At 69.1% G+C, this 15,457-nt stretch carries 13 protein-coding genes and 1 tRNA gene; 11 read left to right on the top strand and 3 right to left on the bottom strand.

The genetic code is table 11. The features are described 5' to 3' along the window. The first annotated feature begins 112 nt into the window (after positions 1 to 112). Genes OG302_RS26645 through OG302_RS26630 form a run of 4 tightly spaced genes read left to right on the top strand, consistent with a single transcriptional unit; the run spans position 113 to position 5,163 of the window. Positions 113 to 1,561, top strand: a complete 1,449-nt coding sequence (locus OG302_RS26645; RefSeq protein WP_371529074.1) for an aspartate aminotransferase family protein — start codon at positions 113 to 115, stop codon at positions 1,559 to 1,561. A gap of 40 nt (positions 1,562 to 1,601) precedes the next feature. Beyond that, the gene (locus tag OG302_RS26640) at positions 1,602 to 2,837 is read left to right on the top strand and encodes a lysine N(6)-hydroxylase/L-ornithine N(5)-oxygenase family protein (protein WP_371750241.1); all 1,236 of its coding nucleotides are present in this window, start codon (positions 1,602 to 1,604) and stop codon (positions 2,835 to 2,837) included. Next, the gene (locus OG302_RS26635; RefSeq protein ID WP_371529073.1) at positions 2,834 to 3,400 is read left to right on the top strand and encodes a GNAT family N-acetyltransferase; all 567 of its coding nucleotides are present in this window, start codon (positions 2,834 to 2,836) and stop codon (positions 3,398 to 3,400) included. Before OG302_RS26640 ends, OG302_RS26635 begins: the two co-directional genes overlap by 4 nt. Then, positions 3,397 to 5,163, top strand: a complete 1,767-nt coding sequence (locus OG302_RS26630; RefSeq protein ID WP_371529072.1) for an IucA/IucC family siderophore biosynthesis protein — start codon at positions 3,397 to 3,399, stop codon at positions 5,161 to 5,163. Before OG302_RS26635 ends, OG302_RS26630 begins: the two co-directional genes overlap by 4 nt. Before the next feature lie 73 nt (positions 5,164 to 5,236). On the opposite strand, the gene OG302_RS26625 is transcribed toward OG302_RS26630, so the two are convergent. Beyond that, positions 5,237 to 6,853: a beta-N-acetylhexosaminidase gene (locus tag OG302_RS26625; protein WP_371529071.1), complete on the bottom strand. Its 1,617-nt coding sequence runs from the start codon at positions 6,851 to 6,853 to the stop codon at positions 5,237 to 5,239. Between the two features lie 129 nt (positions 6,854 to 6,982). Here OG302_RS26625 and OG302_RS26620 point away from each other — a divergent pair, with 129 nt between their 5' ends. The 3 genes from OG302_RS26620 to glmS all read left to right on the top strand — a co-directional run bounded on the left by OG302_RS26620 (position 6,983) and on the right by glmS (position 10,096). Beyond that, positions 6,983 to 7,879: a DUF4429 domain-containing protein gene (locus tag OG302_RS26620; RefSeq protein WP_371529070.1), complete on the top strand. Its 897-nt coding sequence runs from the start codon at positions 6,983 to 6,985 to the stop codon at positions 7,877 to 7,879. An 86-nt stretch (positions 7,880 to 7,965) separates the two neighbouring features. Beyond that, positions 7,966 to 8,223 carry a hypothetical protein gene (locus OG302_RS26615; protein ID WP_371529069.1) on the top strand — a complete coding sequence of 86 codons (258 nt, stop codon included), beginning with the start codon at positions 7,966 to 7,968 and terminating at the stop codon, positions 8,221 to 8,223. A gap of 55 nt (positions 8,224 to 8,278) precedes the next feature. Next, positions 8,279 to 10,096 carry a glutamine--fructose-6-phosphate transaminase (isomerizing) gene (glmS, locus tag OG302_RS26610; RefSeq protein ID WP_361836206.1) on the top strand — a complete coding sequence of 606 codons (1,818 nt, stop codon included), beginning with the start codon at positions 8,279 to 8,281 and terminating at the stop codon, positions 10,094 to 10,096. Positions 10,097 to 10,379: 283 nt separating this feature from the next. Here glmS and OG302_RS26605 read toward each other — a convergent pair whose 3' ends face one another. After that, a complete protein-coding gene (locus OG302_RS26605) occupies positions 10,380 to 10,904 on the bottom strand; it encodes a universal stress protein (protein ID WP_361836208.1) in 525 nt (174 codons plus the stop codon). A 439-nt stretch (positions 10,905 to 11,343) separates the two neighbouring features. Here OG302_RS26605 and OG302_RS26600 point away from each other — a divergent pair, with 439 nt between their 5' ends. The 4 genes from OG302_RS26600 (at position 11,344) to OG302_RS26585 (ending at position 14,160) form a co-directional block, all read left to right on the top strand. Further along, the gene (locus OG302_RS26600; protein ID WP_371750240.1) at positions 11,344 to 11,661 is read left to right on the top strand and encodes a hypothetical protein; all 318 of its coding nucleotides are present in this window, start codon (positions 11,344 to 11,346) and stop codon (positions 11,659 to 11,661) included. A 465-nt stretch (positions 11,662 to 12,126) separates the two neighbouring features. Continuing rightward, entirely contained in the window at positions 12,127 to 13,362 is a 1,236-nt protein-coding gene (locus tag OG302_RS26595; RefSeq protein ID WP_371529068.1) for a GlxA family transcriptional regulator, read from the top strand. Positions 13,363 to 13,372: 10 nt separating this feature from the next. Beyond that, the gene (orn, locus tag OG302_RS26590; protein ID WP_371529067.1) at positions 13,373 to 13,975 is read left to right on the top strand and encodes an oligoribonuclease; all 603 of its coding nucleotides are present in this window, start codon (positions 13,373 to 13,375) and stop codon (positions 13,973 to 13,975) included. Positions 13,976 to 14,087: 112 nt separating this feature from the next. Further along, positions 14,088 to 14,160 (top strand) — tRNA-His (locus tag OG302_RS26585). 229 nt (positions 14,161 to 14,389) lie between these two features. Here the strand turns inward: OG302_RS26585 and OG302_RS26580 are convergent. Continuing rightward, positions 14,390 to 15,445 carry a LacI family DNA-binding transcriptional regulator gene (locus OG302_RS26580; protein WP_371529066.1) on the bottom strand — a complete coding sequence of 352 codons (1,056 nt, stop codon included), beginning with the start codon at positions 15,443 to 15,445 and terminating at the stop codon, positions 14,390 to 14,392. Between the last annotated feature and the right edge of the window lie 12 nt (positions 15,446 to 15,457).

Genomic DNA, 15,457 nt, shown 5'->3' with positions numbered 1-15,457 from the left:
GTTCCGTTTTTGTGCCTCCTGGTGACGACAGGGACCCCCTGGGTTTAACCCGCAAGGAAGTTAGGTTAGGCTTACCTCACTTCCCCCAAGTCCCCTCACCCAGAGGAAGTTCATGCGCTCGCACCTGCTCAACGACACCACCGCGGAGCGTTACCGCAGTTCCGTGACCGAGGGAGTCGAGCGGGTGGCGGCCAGAATCGCCACCACCTCCCGCCCTTTCACCGGCATCTCCGTCGACGAACTCGCGCCCCGCATCGAGGCCGTCGACCTGGACGAGCCCCTGCACGACACCATCGCCGCCCTGGACGAACTCGACGAGCTCTACCTGCGCGACGCCGTGTACTTCCACCACCCCCGCTACCTCGCGCACCTCAACTGCCCGGTCGTCATACCGGCCGTGCTCGGCGAGGCGGTGCTCTCCGCGGTCAACTCTTCCCTCGATACGTGGGATCAGTCCGCGGGCGGCACACTGATCGAGCGCCGTCTCATCGACTGGACCGCCGAACGCATCGGGCTCGGCCCGGCCGCCGACGGCGTCTTCACCAGCGGCGGCTCGCAGTCCAACCTCCAGGCCATGCTGCTCGCCCGCGAGGAGGCAGCCAAGGCGGGCCTGCCGGCCGACCGGCTGCGCATCTTCGCCTCCGAGGTCGGCCACTTCAGCATCCAGAAAGCCGCGACGCTGCTCGGCCTCGGCGAGGACGCCGTGATCGTCATCCCCACCGACCACGACAAGCGCATGCAGACCGTGGCCCTCGCCCGCGAGCTGGAGCGCTGCCGCGACAACGACCTCACCCCCATGGCGGTCGTCGCCACCGCCGGCACCACCGACTTCGGCTCCATCGACCCGCTCCCCGAGATCGCCGAACTCTGCCAGCAGTACGGCACCTGGATGCACGTCGACGCGGCGTACGGCTGCGGTCTGCTCGCCTCGCGCAAGAACCGCGGGCGCATCGACGGCATCGAGCGCGCCGACTCCGTGACCGTCGACTACCACAAGTCCTTCTTCCAGCCGGTGAGTTCCTCCGCCGTCCTGGTGCGGGACCGCGCCACGCTGAGCCACGCGACATACCACGCGGAGTACCTCAACCCGCGCCGCATGGTGCAGGAGCGCATCCCCAACCAGGTCGACAAGTCCCTGCAGACCACGCGGCGCTTCGACGCCCTGAAGCTGTGGATGACGCTGCGCGTGATGGGCGCCGACGCCATCGGCGAGCTCTTCGACTCCGTCTGCGACCTGGCGGTCGAGGGCTGGGAGCTGCTCGCCGCCGACCCCCGCTACGACGTCGTGGTGGAGCCCCGGCTCTCCACGCTCGTCTTCCGCTACATCCCCGAGTCGATCTGCGACCCGTCCGCCATCGACCGCGCCAACCTCTACGCCCGCAAGGCCCTGTTCGCCTCCGGTGACGCCGTCGTCGCGGGCACCAAGGTCGGCGAGCGCCAGTACCTCAAGTTCACCCTGCTCAACCCCGAGACCACGGTCGCCGACATCACGGCCGTCCTCGATCTGATCGCCGGCCACGCCGAGCAGTACCTGGGAGAGACCCTTGACCGCGCTTCCTGATCACCGAGAACCACTGGAACCGGTGGAACCACTGGACTTCATCGGTATCGGCCTGGGCCCCTTCAACCTCGGCCTCGCCTGCCTCACCGAACCGATCGACGAGCTGACCGGCCTCTTCCTTGAGTCCAAGCCGGACTTCGAGTGGCACTCGGGCATGTTCCTGGAGGGCGCCCACCTCCAGACCCCGTTCATGTCGGACCTGGTGACCCTCGCGGACCCGACGTCCCCGTACTCCTTCCTCAACTACCTGAAGGAATCCGGGCGGCTGTACTCGTTCTACATCCGCGAGAACTTCTATCCGCTGCGCACCGAGTACAACGACTACTGCCGCTGGGCCGCCGCGAAACTCTCCTCGGTCCGCTTCAGCACGACGGTCACCGAGGTGACGTACGCCGACGACCTGTACGTCGTCCACACCTCCACGGGCGACACCTTCCGCGCCCGCCACCTCGTCCTCGGTACCGGCACCCCGCCGCACATCCCCGAGTCGTGCGCGGACCTCGGCGGGGACTTCATCCACAACTCCCGCTACCTGCAGTCCAAGCAGGAGCTCCAGAAGAAGGAGTCGATCACGCTCGTCGGCAGCGGCCAGTCCGCCGCCGAGATCTACTACGACCTCCTGAGCGAGATCGACGTCCACGGCTACCGCCTCAACTGGGTCACGCGCTCCCCCCGCTTCTTCCCCCTCGAATACACGAAGCTGACGCTGGAGATGACCTCTCCGGAGTACGTCGACTACTTCCACGCACTGCCGGAGGCGACCCGCTACCGCCTCCAGGACCAGCAGAAGACGCTCTTCAAGGGCATCGACGGCGACCTGATCAACGAGATATTCGACCTCCTCTACCAGAAGAACCTCGGCGGCCCGGTGCCGACGCGGCTGCTCACCAACTCCTCGCTGCAGAGCGCCCGTCACGAGAACGGCACCTACACCCTGGGCCTGCGCCAGGACGAGCAGGGCAAGGACTTCGAGCTGGAGTCCGAGGGCCTGATCCTGGCCACCGGCTACCAGTACGTCACGCCCGACTTCCTGGAGCCCGTGCGCGACCGCATCCGCTGGGACGGCCGCGGCCGCTTCGAGGTCGCCCGCAACTACTCGATCGACACCACGGGCCGCGGCATCTTCCTGCAGAACGGCGCCGTGCACGCCCACTCGCTGACCAGCCCCGACCTGGGCATGGGCCCCTACCGCAACGCGTACATCATCGGTGAGCTGCTCGGCGCCGAGTACTACCCCGTCGAGAAGTCCATCGCGTTCCAGGAGTTCGCCGTATGAGCACAGAACCCGAGCTGACCCTCCGCCCCCTCGACCCCCTGAAGGACGCCGAGCTCCTGCACGGCTGGGTCACCCACCCCAAGGCCTCGTTCTGGATGATGCAGGACGCGACGCTGCCGGACGTCGAGCGCGAGTACATGGCGATCGCCGCCCACGAGCACCACGACGCGTTCATCGGCCTCCTCAAAGGCGTCCCCGCCTTCCTGATGGAGCGCTACGACCCCCGGTACGTCGAGCTCGTCGGCCTCTACGAGCCGCAGCCCGGCGACGTGGGCATGCACTTCCTCACCGCGCCCTCCGACGTCCGCATCCCCGGCTTCACCCGGGACGTGATCACCAAGGTGATGGAGACGCTCTTCGCCGACCCGGCGACCCAGCGCGTCGTCGTCGAGCCCGATGTCGACAACAAGGCCGTGCACGCCCTCAACGAAGCCGTCGGTTTCCGGGCGGCCGAGGTCATCCAGAAGCCGGAGAAGAAGGCTCTGCTGAGCTTCTGCACCCGCGAGCAGTTCGAAGAAGCAGTACGCGAAGAAGCAGTACGCGAAAGGGAATCGGCGATATGACCCTGTCCGACGCCACGGCGCACCTCTCCCCCGAGCGCTGGGAGCAGGCCAACCGTCTCCTCATCCGCAAGGCGATCGCCGAGTTCTCCCACGAGCGACTCTTCACCCCGGAGCCACTGGGTGAGGACAAATACGTCATCCGCAGCGACGACGCCCTGACCCGCTACCGCTTCACCGCCAAGCGGCTGCGGCTCGACCACTGGCAGGTCGACGCCGACTCGATCTCCCGGCACCGCGACGGCACCGAACTCCCGCTGAACGCCCTCGACTTCTTCGTCGAGCTGCGGACGGCGCTCGGCCTGAGCGACGAGATCCTGCCGGTCTACCTGGAGGAGATCTCCTCCACGCTCTCCGGCACCTGCTACAAACTCACCAAGCCCGCGATCCCGGCCGCCGAGCTCTCCCGCTCCGGCTTCCAGGAGATCGAGACGGGCATGACCGAGGGCCATCCCTGCTTCGTCGCCAACAACGGCCGGCTCGGCTTCGGCGTGCACGAGTACCTCTCGTACGCTCCCGAGACCGCGAGCCCCGTACGGCTCGTGTGGCTGGCCGCGAGCAAGGAGCGGGCCGCGTTCACGGCGGGCGCCGGCATCGACTACGAGTCGTTCCTGCGCGCCGAGCTCGGCCAGGAGACCCTGGACCGCTTCGACCGCAGACTCCGCGACCAGGGCCTGGACCCGGAGGACTACCTCCTGATCCCGGCGCACCCCTGGCAGTGGTGGAACAAGCTCTCCGTGACCTTCGCCGCCGAGGTCGCCCAGCGGCACCTGGTCTGCCTGGGCGAGGGCGACGACGAGTACCTGGCCCAGCAGTCGATCCGTACGTTCTTCAACAAGAGCGAACCGGCCAAGCACTACGTCAAAACGGCCCTCTCGGTCATCAACATGGGCTTCATGCGCGGGCTTTCGGCCGCGTACATGGAGGCGACCCCGGCGATCAACGACTGGCTCGCGAACCTCATCGACACCGACGAGACCCTGAAGTCGACCGGCCTCACGATCATCCGCGAGCGCGCGGCCGTCGGCTATCGCCACCTGGAGTACGAGGCCGCGACCGACCGCTACTCCCCGTACCGCAAAATGCTCGCGGCCCTGTGGCGCGAGAGCCCCGTCCCGTCCCTGGCCGAGGGCGAGCAACTGGCCACGATGGCCTCCCTGTTGCACACCGACCTGGAGGGCGCGTCCTTCGCGGGCGCCCTCATCGAGCGCTCGGGCCTCCCCCCCGCCGAATGGCTGCGCGGCTATCTGCACGCCTACCTGACGCCGCTCCTGCACAGCTTCTACATGTACGACCTCGTCTACATGCCGCACGGCGAGAACGTCATCCTGGTCCTGAAGGACGGCGTCGTACAGCGGGCGATCTTCAAGGACATCGCCGAGGAGATCGCGGTCATGGACCCGGACGCGGTGCTGCCGCCCGCGGTCGAACGCCTGCGGGTCGAGGTCCCCGACGACCAGAAGCTCCTGTCGATCTTCACGGACGTCTTCGACTGCTTCTTCCGCTTCCTGTCCGCGAGCCTCGTCACCGAGGGCCTGGTGGACGAGGAGACGTTCTGGGGCGCCGTCGCCGAATGCGTGACGACGTACCAGGAGGCCACGCCCCAGCTGGCCGACAAGTTCAAGCAGTACGACATGTTCGCCCCGGAGTTCGCGCGCTCCTGCCTGAACCGGCTCCAGCTGCGGGACAACGAGCAGATGGTGGACCTCGCCGACCCGGCGGGGGCCCTCCAGCTGGTCGGGACGCTGAGGAACCCGATCGCGTAAAGCGGTACCGCACAAGCCGAGTGGGCTCCAGGGACGGTCCCCTGGAGCCCACTCCTGTCCGTACGTCAGGTGCCTACTTGCCCGGCCACGGCACGTCCGGCGCCTTGTAGTACCCGATCCCGAGCGCGTCCCAGCGCGGCCCCTGCTGGGCGAGCCGCACCTTGTACGCGTCCCAGTCGTGCGTCGAGGCGGGCGACCAGCCGAGCTCGGCGATGCCGGGAAGGCGCGGGAACGCCATGTACTCGATGTGCGCCGACGTCGAGAGCGTCTCCGACCACAGCGGCGCCTCGACGCCCTGGATCGACTCCGCGGGCGCGCCCTTCAGGTACGTCCCCGGGTCCCAGTCGTAGCTGCGCTGTGTCGAGACGTATCCCGCCCAGGCCAGACCCAGCGGGGTGTCCTTGTCGTACTTCATGTCGAGGTAGGCACGGTCGGCGGGCGAGAGGACCAGCTTGGTGCCCTTCTTCGCCGCGTTCACGACCTGCTCGCGCTCGGCGGCGCCGGTGGCGTCATAGCCCCAGTACTGCGCGATGGCGCCCTTGGCGGGTGTGGCGCCGGTCAGCTGGTGCCAGCCGATCGCGGTCTTGCCGTACTTGGCGACCACCGGCTGGACCTTGTTCATGAACGCCACGTAGTCCTCGTGGCTGGTGGAGTGGGCTTCGTCGCCGCCGATGTGGATGTACTTGCCGGGCGTCAGGGCGGCGATCTCGCGGATCACGTCGTCCACGAAGTCGTACGTCACGTCCTTCTTGACGCAGAGCGAGCTGAAGCCGACCTCGGTGCCGGTGTAGAGCGGGGGCGCGACGCCGTCGCAGTTCAGCTCGGCGTACGAGGCGAGTGCAGCGTTCGTGTGACCCGGCATGTCGATCTCGGGGATCACTTCGAGCTGCCGCGATGCCGCGTACTTGACGATGTCCTTGTACTGGGCCTTCGTGTAGTAGCCGCCCTGGCCGCCGCCGACCTGCGTGGAGCCGCCGTACGTGGCGAGCCTGGGCCAGGAGTCGATGGCGATGCGCCAGCCCTGGTCGTCGCTGAGGTGCAGGTGCAGCTTGTTGACCTTGTAGAGCGACATCTGGTCGATGTAGCGCTTGACCTTGTCGACCGAGAAGAAGTGCCGCGACACGTCGAGCATCGCGCCGCGGTGCGCATAGCGCGGCGTGTCCTTGATGGTGCCGCCCGCGACCTTCCAGGGGCCCTTCTGCCCGGTCTTCTTCTCTGCCGCCGCGGGCAGTTGCTGGCGCAGCGTCTGGACGCCGTAGAAGAGCCCGGCGGGCTTGCGGGCCGTGATGGTGAGCGAGCCCCGCCCGGACTCCAGGCGGTAGCCCTCGTTCCCCAGGGACGTGTCCTTGGTGCTCAGGCGCAGCCGGATGCCGTCGCGGCCCTCGTCGTCGGTGACCTTCAGGGGGTAGCCGGTGGAGGGGCGCAGGACGTCGGCGAGTTGGCCGCCGATCGCGCGCGCCTCGCGGGATTCGCCGACCCGGATGCGGGTCTTGGCGCTGATCTCGTACGGGGATCCGCCGGGCGCGGCGGACGCGGGGGCCGGGACGATCTGGCCGAGCGGGGTCGGCGCGGCGGCCGTGGCTGTTTCCTCCGCTCCGCCGCCGGGCGCCGCGGCCACGGACGAGAGGCCGGCCGCGGCGACGAGCAGCAACGAGCCGAACAGGCGGGTCGATCTGTGGTGCTGTCTCACGAGCGGGTCCCTTCGACGGGCCATCACTGTGGTGCATCTCCATCGAACGGTCACCATGGGTACCTTGCACCCCGGGGCGGGTCAAGGGTGTAGACCACTTCTGCCGCCGGCCGATGGAAGAATCGTCGCATGGCGGAAATCATCCAGCGCGACGGGACCTGGACCTTCGACGGAGAGACGCTGCGCCTTGTGCCGGGACGCGACAAGAACGTGTCTCTGCTGCGCAGGTCGCTGGGAGAACTGGCCGTGCCGCTGGGCGCGTTGGCGGGCATCGCCTTCGAACAGGGGAAGAAGTCGGGGCGGCTGAGGCTGCGGCTGCGGGACGGCGCGGATCCGTTGCTGCAGGCCGCCGGGGGCAAGCTCGGGGAGGCCGCGGACCCGTATCAGCTGACGGTGGAATCGGACCGTTACGGGGTCGCGGAGTACGTCGTCGACGAGGTCCGCAACGCGCTGCTGATCGAGCAGGTGCCCACCGCGCCCTGCGACAGCTATCTGCTGCCGGGTCCGCCGGTGCCGCTGTCGGTGTCGGCGGGGGACGGCACGGCGAGCTTCGACGGGGAGCACATCCGCCTGGAGTGGAACTGGAAGACGGAGGAGGCGAAGTCCGCCGCCGGTACGCGCACGCTGGCCCTCTCCGAGGTCGCGGCGGTGGAGTGGCAGCCCGCGGCGGGCCTGGAGAACGGCTACCTCCGCTTCACCGTCCGGCACGCGCCCACCAAGGCCCCGCCGAAGTACGACCCGAACTCGGTCGAGCTGTGGGGCTTCAAGAAGGACCCGCTGATGGCGCTGGTGGCGGCTGCCGTGCAGGTGCGGCTGCCGCACCCGGCGGCGGCCGTGGCGGAGTCCGCTGAGGCGCCGCCCGCCCTGACGAAGTCCGCTTCCGTCCCCGCGCCCGCCGCCCCGGCCGAGGACGATCACGACGCGCTCCTGCGGCGCCTGCGCGAGCTGGGCGAACTGCACCAGGCGGGGATACTCACGGACGAGGAGTTCTCCCTCGCCAAGCAGGCGGTACTGAAGCGCATGTAGGCCGTCGGGGCCGGTTTTCACCATCATCCTGCCCGGAATCGGGCAGGATTGTTGCACGTGGAGGACTGTTCCTCCAGGATCAACGAATGCACGACGACCTGGTGGACCACCTGACCCGCAGCACCCCGCTCCAGCGGGGCGAAGCCCTGCGGGTCATCCAGGACGTGCTCGCCTACTTCGACGAGACGACCGAACAGTTCGTCCGTCGCCGCCACCGCGAGCTGCAGGGTCAGGGCCTGCTGAACGCGGCGATCTTCGAACAGATCTCGGCGGACCTCAAGTACCGCGCGGTCGCGCCGCCCGAGCTCAGCCTCAGACAGCTGCGCCGCATGATCTACGGCTGAGAACAGGCCAGGAACACCGCAACCACCACCACCCTCTACGGCTAGGACTCCTTCTATGTGCGGAATCGTCGGTTACATCGGCAAGCGTGACGTGGCTCCCCTCCTCCTCGAAGGCCTTCAGCGCCTGGAGTACCGCGGCTACGACTCCGCGGGCGTCGTCATCACCAGCCCCAAGACCGCCGGCCTGAAGATGGTCAAGGCGAAGGGCCGGGTCCGCGACCTGGAAGCCAAGGTGCCCGCCCGCTTCAAGGGCACCACCGGCATCGCCCACACCCGCTGGGCCACCCACGGCGCGCCGTCCGACGAGAACGCCCACCCGCACATGTCCGGTGACGACAAGGTCGCCGTCGTCCACAACGGCATCATCGACAACGCCTCCGAGCTGCGCGCCAAGCTCACCGCCGACGGCGTCGAGTTCCTCTCCGAGACGGACACCGAGGTCCTCACCCACCTCATCGCCCGCGCCCAGGCGGACAAGCTGGAGGACAAGGTCCGCGAGGCCCTGCGCCACGTCGAGGGCACGTACGGCATCGCCGTCCTGCACGCCGACTTCAACGACCGCATCGTCGTCGCCCGCAACGGCTCCCCCGTGGTCCTCGGCATCGGCGAGAAGGAGATGTTCGTCGCCTCGGACGTCGCCGCGCTCGTCTCGCACACCCGCCAGGTCGTCACCCTCGACGACGGCGAGATGGCCACGATCAAGGCCGACGACTACCGCACGTACACGACCGAGGGCTCCCGTACGACCGCCTCGCCGACCACCGTGGAGTGGGAGGCGGAGTCGTACGACATGGGCGGTCACGACACGTACATGCACAAGGAGATCTTCGAGCAGCCCGAGGCCGTGGACCGCGTCCTGCGCGGCCGCATCGACGACCGCTTCTCCACCGTGCACCTCGGCGGCCTGAACCTCGACGCGCACGACGCCCGCAAGGTGCGCCGCGTCAAGATCCTCGGCTGCGGCACCTCGTACCACGCGGGCATGATCGGCGCCCAGATGATCGAGGAGCTGGCCCGCATCCCCGCGGACGCCGAGCCCGCGAGCGAGTTCCGCTACCGCAATCCGGTGGTGGACCCCGACACCCTCTACATCGCCGTCTCCCAGTCCGGCGAGACGTACGACGTGCTCGCCGCCGTCCAGGAGCTGAAGCGCAAGGGCGCCCGCGTCCTGGGCGTCGTGAACGTCGTCGGTTCCGCGATCGCCCGTGAGGCCGACGCGGGCGTGTACGTCCACGCGGGCCCGGAGGTCTGCGTGGTCTCCACCAAGTGCTTCACGAACACCACGGTCGCCTTCGGCCTGCTCGCCCTGCACCTGGGCCGCATCCGTGACCTGTCGGTCTCCGACGGCAAGCGGATCATCGAGGGCCTGCGCAAGCTGCCCGGCCAGATCTCGGAGATCCTCAAGCAGGAGGACGAGATCAAGAAGATCGCGAAGGGGTACGCGGACGCCCGCTCGATGCTCTTCATCGGACGCGTACGCGGCTATCCCGTGGCCCGCGAGGCCTCCCTGAAGCTCAAGGAGGTCTCGTACATCCACGCCGAGGCCTACCCGGCGTCCGAGCTGAAGCACGGCCCGCTCGCGCTCATCGAGCCCGCGCTCCCCACGGTCGCGATCGTCCCGGACGACGACCTCCTGGAGAAGAACCGCGCCGCCCTGGAGGAGATCAAGGCCCGCAGCGGCAAGATCCTCGCGGTCGCGCACCAAGAGCAGGAGAAGGCCGACCAGACGATCCTCGTCCCGAAGAACGAGAACGAGCTGGACCCGATCCTGATGGGCATCCCGCTCCAACTCCTCGCCTACCACACGGCGTTGGCCCTGGGCCGGGACATCGACAAGCCGCGCAACCTGGCGAAGTCCGTCACCGTCGAGTAGTCCCGGAAGCCGCCGGAAAATGAACGACCCCTCGCGCGTGCCACCAAGCGTGCGAGGGGTCGTTCTTCAAGGGGCGGGGGCGCCCATTCCCCCGACCCGCGCCTGCCTCAGCCCGTGGCCGTCACTCCCCGGTCGGCAGGGGGTCGTGCCACCTGTACGTACCCTTCACAAGGGCACAACCCACCTCTACGCGCGAGTAGATTTATCTACATGCGAAGGAAGTCGATGCCCCGCCGCCCTTGTCCCACCTGGGAACCCGAGGCCAAGAGGCGTTGAAGGGGCGTTATGGAATGACCACGACGGGTCGTTGCGCACGGCGCGCGAGCCGGCCCGCGACCGAGCCGAAGATGCGCCCCACGATCCCGTGCGTCGATCCGACGACGATCGCGTCCGCCGAGTACTCCCGGCCGACCTCTTCGAGCTCATGGCAGATGTCGCCGCCGCGCTCGACCAGGATCCACGGCACTTCGGCCAGGTAGTCCGCGCAGGCCAGCTCCAGACCGAGCACTTCCGTGCGGTGATCCGGCACGTCGACGAAGACCGGCGGCTCACAGCCCGCCCACACCGTGGTGGGGAGCCGGTTGGCGACGTGCACGATGATCAGGCCGGAGCCGGAGCGGTGGGCCATCCCGATCGCGTACGAGAGCGCGCGCTCACTGGAGGTCGAGCCGTCGAAACCGACGACGACCCCGTGCCGGAAGGCCGGGTCGCAGGAGTGACGTGGTTGTTCCGCCGCCTGGGGGGTCGCCGTGGGATCGGCGACCTGCCGCTTGCGGTCCGCTGGTTCGGAGAATTCGTGACCGGCCATGGGTGTCTCGGCGAAGGAGTCCTCTGTGGGAGATCGGGCAGGGACGAGGAGGAACGACCACCGGAGCTGTGTCCGGGAATCATCTTCCCAACCCCATACCCCCAAGGGTACGGCGACACTCCTCTCCTGCCCAGAGCTTGCTGACGGCCCTGCGGGAGCCTCACGGCGTTCACCGGAGCATGCATGAGCGGCGCCCGTATGGCAATGGTTGCTGCCCTGTACAGGCGGTTTGGGCACCCACCCGCGTGGCCCCCGCTCAGCGCCAGTGACCGGCCGCGTGACCGCGCGTTGAACTTCGGTACCCCACTGCCACAGGGAGCCCGCCGTGCCTGGACCGCCGCCCGTGTCCTCACACGTCACGACGTCCTCACGCGTGACGGCACAGAGCCGCCGACGCCCGCCGGAGGGGGCGCGCGAGCGCCCGCGCGGCGGGGCCCCGGTGCCACGCGCCCAGAAGACGCCACCCACCCCGGCGCAGGACTCCGCGAGTGATGTCGTCCGCTGGGCCGCGTTCAGCTGCGTCCTGGTTCCCGTCGTCCTCGTGGGGTACGGGACCTCGCTGGCGGGAGCCGCGGGTTCCGCCCTCGGACTCGTGGCCGTGACGGGGGTCTGCCGGCTGCTCCTGCGGCAGTCCGAGCGGGGCGCCGCGCGGCTGGTCGAGGAGCAGGGTCACGAGCCCCGCGGGCGGCACGGGCGGACGGCCGCGGGGGCGCACAGGGGCGGTCGGCATGCTGGTGGGTCTACGCCGGTGGACTGACCGATTAGCGCGCACTCACCCGTAACTTTTCAGCCAACTTCCTATGGCCATGCCTTCCTTGGCCGAAGGGGTACCAAACCCCGCTCCCACCAGGGCTGAAAGGCATGCGGAAGGCGCCTGAACCCTACGGGGACCGGCCACGGAGCTGAGGCGCACTTCCCAGCAACGCCCGTGAGTGCAACGCTTCGTGATCGACTGCTTCACGCCAAGTTGCCATGTCGACATAGTGCCGGGTCCTTAACTGGTAACCCCGGCAGCACGGGACGCAGTAGATTCGATCATGACTGTATTACGGCGGGGGACTGGTGGAGGACCGAGGGGAAACGTGCAGGAGCGACAGGTCCGACAGGAACGCCAAGAGCGCCGAGAACACAGAAGCCGAGAACGCCGAGAACGCGGAACACGCAGAGAAACCAGAGCAAGCCAAGAACGGGGAGCCGCGACGACCGAGGGGGGCTTAGCACCATGAGCCACGACTCCACTGCCGTGCAAGAAGCCGCGTCGCGGAAGCTGTCCGGACGCCGCCGCAGGGAGATTGTCGCGGTGCTGCTGTTCAGCGGTGGCCCCATCTTCGAGAGTTCCATACCGCTCTCCGTGTTCGGGATCGACCGGCAGGACGCCGGGGTCCCCCGCTACCGGCTGCTGGTCTGCGCCGGTGAAGAGGGACCACTGCGTACGACCGGGGGGCTCGAACTCACCGCGCCACATGGCCTGGAGGCCATAGGGCGTGCGGGCACCGTCGTGGTGCCGGCCTGGCGGTCGATCACCTCACCGCCGCCGCCGGAGGCGCTCGACGCTCTGCGCCGCGCGCACGAGGAGGGCGCCCGCATCGTGGGGCTGTGCACCGGAGCGTTCGTGCTCGCCGCGGCCGGTCTGCTCGACGGCCGCCCGGCGACCACGCACTGGATGTACGCACCGACGCTGGCCAAGCGGTATCCGTCCGTCCATGTGGACCCGCGTGAGCTCTTCGTCGACGACGGGGACGTGCTCACCAGCGCGGGGACCGCGGCCGGAATTGATCTGTGCCTGCACATCGTGCGCACGGATCATGGCAACGAAGCGGCGGGCGCGCTCGCGCGCAGGCTCGTCGTGCCTCCGCGCCGGGCCGGCGGTCAGGAGCGCTATCTCGACAGGTCTTTACCAGAGGAGATCGGCGCCGACCCGCTCGCCGAGGTCGTCGCCTGGGCCCTGGAGCATCTCCACGAGCAGTTCGACGTGGAGACGCTGGCCGCGCGCGCATACATGAGCAGGCGGACCTTCGACCGCAGGTTCCGCTCGCTCACCGGGAGCGCTCCCCTGCAGTGGCTGATCACTCAGCGCGTGCTGCAGGCACAGCGGCTGCTCGAGACCTCCGACTACTCCGTCGACGAGGTCGCGGGCCGCTGCGGCTTCCGTTCGCCCGTGGCCCTGCGCGGCCACTTCCGGCGCCAGCTGGGCTCGTCGCCCGCCGCCTACCGGGCCGCTTACCGCGCCCGCAGGCCGCAAGGAGGTGAACGGGCGCTGCTGGAATCCGCGGCGTCCGTGGCCACCACGGCGATGGTGAACGCGGAGGGCGGACCCGTCCCGTCGCAGACACGGCGTACGGCGGCCGCGAGCGCCCTTGGTCCCTCGGCGTCGCTGTCCACGGATCCGGGAAAGCCGAGTTCGGATCTGTACGCGCCAGGGCGTCCGCCTCTGCCCGGCCAGAGGAGTGCGCCGTAGGGTAAGACGCATGAACGATCGCATGGTGTGGATCGACTGCGAGATGACCGGGCTCTCGCTGACGGATGACGCACTTATCGAGGTGGCCGCACTGGTCACCGACTCGGAACTGAACGTGCTCGGCGAAGGTGTGGACATCGTGATCCGCCCGCCGGACGCGGCGCTGGAGACCATGCCCGAGGTGGTGCGCAAAATGCACACCGCCTCGGGGCTCCTCGACGAGCTGGCCGGCGGAACCACGCTGGCCGACGCCGAGGAGCAGGTCCTGGCGTACGTACGTGAGCACGTCAAGGAGCCGCGCAAGGCTCCGCTGTGCGGGAACTCGGTCGGCACCGACCGCGGCTTCCTGCTCCGTGACATGGGGACGCTGGAGGAGTTCCTCCACTACCGCATCGTCGACGTCTCCTCGATCAAGGAACTGGCCCGGCGGTGGTACCCCCGGGCGTACTTCAACAGCCCGGACAAGAACGGCAACCACCGGGCGCTGGCGGACATCCGCGAATCCATCGCGGAGCTGCGCTACTACCGGGAGGCGGTCTTCGTGCCGCAGCCAGGACCGGACTCGGACACCGCGAAGACGATCGCGGCCAAGTACGTGCTCCCCGCGGAATAGCCTCCGCGGAACGCCCCTCGTACGGGGTCCGAATAACGCGTGCGCGAGCACCCCTTCGGACCCTGTACACTTTTTCTCGGCCGGTCGGAAGAAAGAAAAACGACCGGACATGGTGGGTGTAGCTCAGTTGGTAGAGCACCTGGTTGTGGTCCAGGTGGCCGCGGGTTCAAGTCCCGTCACTCACCCTGACAGAAGGCCCGGTCCGCGAAAGCGGACCGGGCCTTCTTCGTGTTGTTCACACGGGGTGCGGAAGCCGTCCCCCTGGCCGCCTCGCGCACACGCTTCCCGCCCGTGCGGGGCCGGTGCACAGTGCGGGTGGCGCTTCGTGTGGTCTGTGTCGGCACAGGATGCCGGGGTGCCCGGGCCGCCGGTCGCCTCCCGCGTCGGCGGCCCGCCCTTCGTTCCGCCGGGTCCTCAGGACGACGCCCGCTCCACCAGTTCCGTGGGCAGAACCAGTTGGCGGTGCTCCAGGCGGCGGGCCGAGGCCGGGCGGTCGTCCGCGATCTCGGCGAGCAGCAGGTCGATCATCGCCCGGCCCATCTCCTCGATCGGCTGCCGCACGCTCGTCAGGGGCGGGTCCATGTGGCGGGCGATCGCCGAGTCGTCGAAGCCGACGAGCGCCACGTCGTCGGGTATCCGGCGGCCGGCCTCGCGCAGGGCCTGCCGGGCACCCGCGGCCATCACGTCGGAACCCGCGAACACCGCGTCCACCCCGGGGCAGGCCGCGAGCAGCTCCGTCATCGCCCGGTGCCCGCCCTCCTCCGTGAAGTCGCCCGGCGCGATGAGCCCCTCGTCCACCGCGTGGCCCGCGTCCGAGAGCGCCGCGCGGTAGCCGTCCAGGCGGCGCTGGGCGCCGTAGACGTCCAGGCGGCCGGTGATGGTGGCTATACGCGTACGGCCGCGTGCCAGGAGGTGCTCCACCGCCGAGTGGGCCCCCGCGAAGTTGTCGGAGTCGACCGAGGGCAGCGCCTCGTCGGCCGAGCGGCGGCCGCTGATCACCGCGGGGATCTCCAGCTGGGAGAGCAGGTCCGGCAGCGGGTCGTCGGCGTGCACCGAGACGAGGAGGACGCCGTCGACGCGGTGGGCCGCGAGGTACTGGGCAAGGCGCTGACGCCTGCGGTCGTTCCCGGCGAAGATCAGCAGGAGCTGCATCTCCGTCTCGCTGAGCTCCGCCCCGACCCCGCGCAGGACGTCGGAGAAGTACGGCTCGGCGAAGAAGCGGGTCTCGGGCTCGGGCACGACCAGGGCGATGGCGTCCGTGCGGTTGGCGGCGAGGGCACGGGCCGCCGTGTTCGGGACGTAACCGAGCTCCGCCACGGCGGCCTCGACGGCCGTCCTGGTCGTCTCGCTCACCCGCGGTGAGCCGTTGATCACCCGGGAGACCGTCCCGCGGCCCACTCCCGCCCGCGCGGCGACCTCCTCCAGGGTCGGTCGACCGCCGCTGCGGCCACGCGCACCGTGAGCTGCCATTGTCCGCCTCCC

The sequence above is a fragment of the Streptomyces sp. NBC_01283 genome (genome assembly GCF_041435335.1).
Taxonomy (GTDB): domain Bacteria; phylum Actinomycetota; class Actinomycetes; order Streptomycetales; family Streptomycetaceae; genus Streptomyces.
This window is presented reverse-complemented; position numbering and strand designations above follow the sequence as displayed.

Bases quoted from the DNA above. Each gene is read 5' to 3' on its own strand.
- OG302_RS26620 (WP_371529070.1), top strand. From the start codon at position 6,983: ATGGCGGAAATCATCCAGCGCGACGGGACCTGGACCTTCGACGGAGAG.
- OG302_RS26645 (WP_371529074.1), top strand. From the start codon at position 113: ATGCGCTCGCACCTGCTCAACGACACCACCGCGGAGCGTTACCGCAGT.
- OG302_RS26635 (WP_371529073.1), top strand. From the start codon at position 2,834: ATGAGCACAGAACCCGAGCTGACCCTCCGCCCCCTCGACCCCCTGAAG.
- OG302_RS26605 (WP_361836208.1), bottom strand. From the start codon at position 10,904: ATGGCCGGTCACGAATTCTCCGAACCAGCGGACCGCAAGCGGCAGGTC.
- OG302_RS26615 (WP_371529069.1), top strand. From the start codon at position 7,966: ATGCACGACGACCTGGTGGACCACCTGACCCGCAGCACCCCGCTCCAG.
- OG302_RS26630 (WP_371529072.1), top strand. From the start codon at position 3,397: ATGACCCTGTCCGACGCCACGGCGCACCTCTCCCCCGAGCGCTGGGAG.
- glmS (WP_361836206.1), top strand. From the start codon at position 8,279: ATGTGCGGAATCGTCGGTTACATCGGCAAGCGTGACGTGGCTCCCCTC.
- OG302_RS26595 (WP_371529068.1), top strand. From the start codon at position 12,127: ATGAGCCACGACTCCACTGCCGTGCAAGAAGCCGCGTCGCGGAAGCTG.
- OG302_RS26580 (WP_371529066.1), bottom strand. From the start codon at position 15,445: ATGGCAGCTCACGGTGCGCGTGGCCGCAGCGGCGGTCGACCGACCCTG.
- orn (WP_371529067.1), top strand. From the start codon at position 13,373: ATGAACGATCGCATGGTGTGGATCGACTGCGAGATGACCGGGCTCTCG.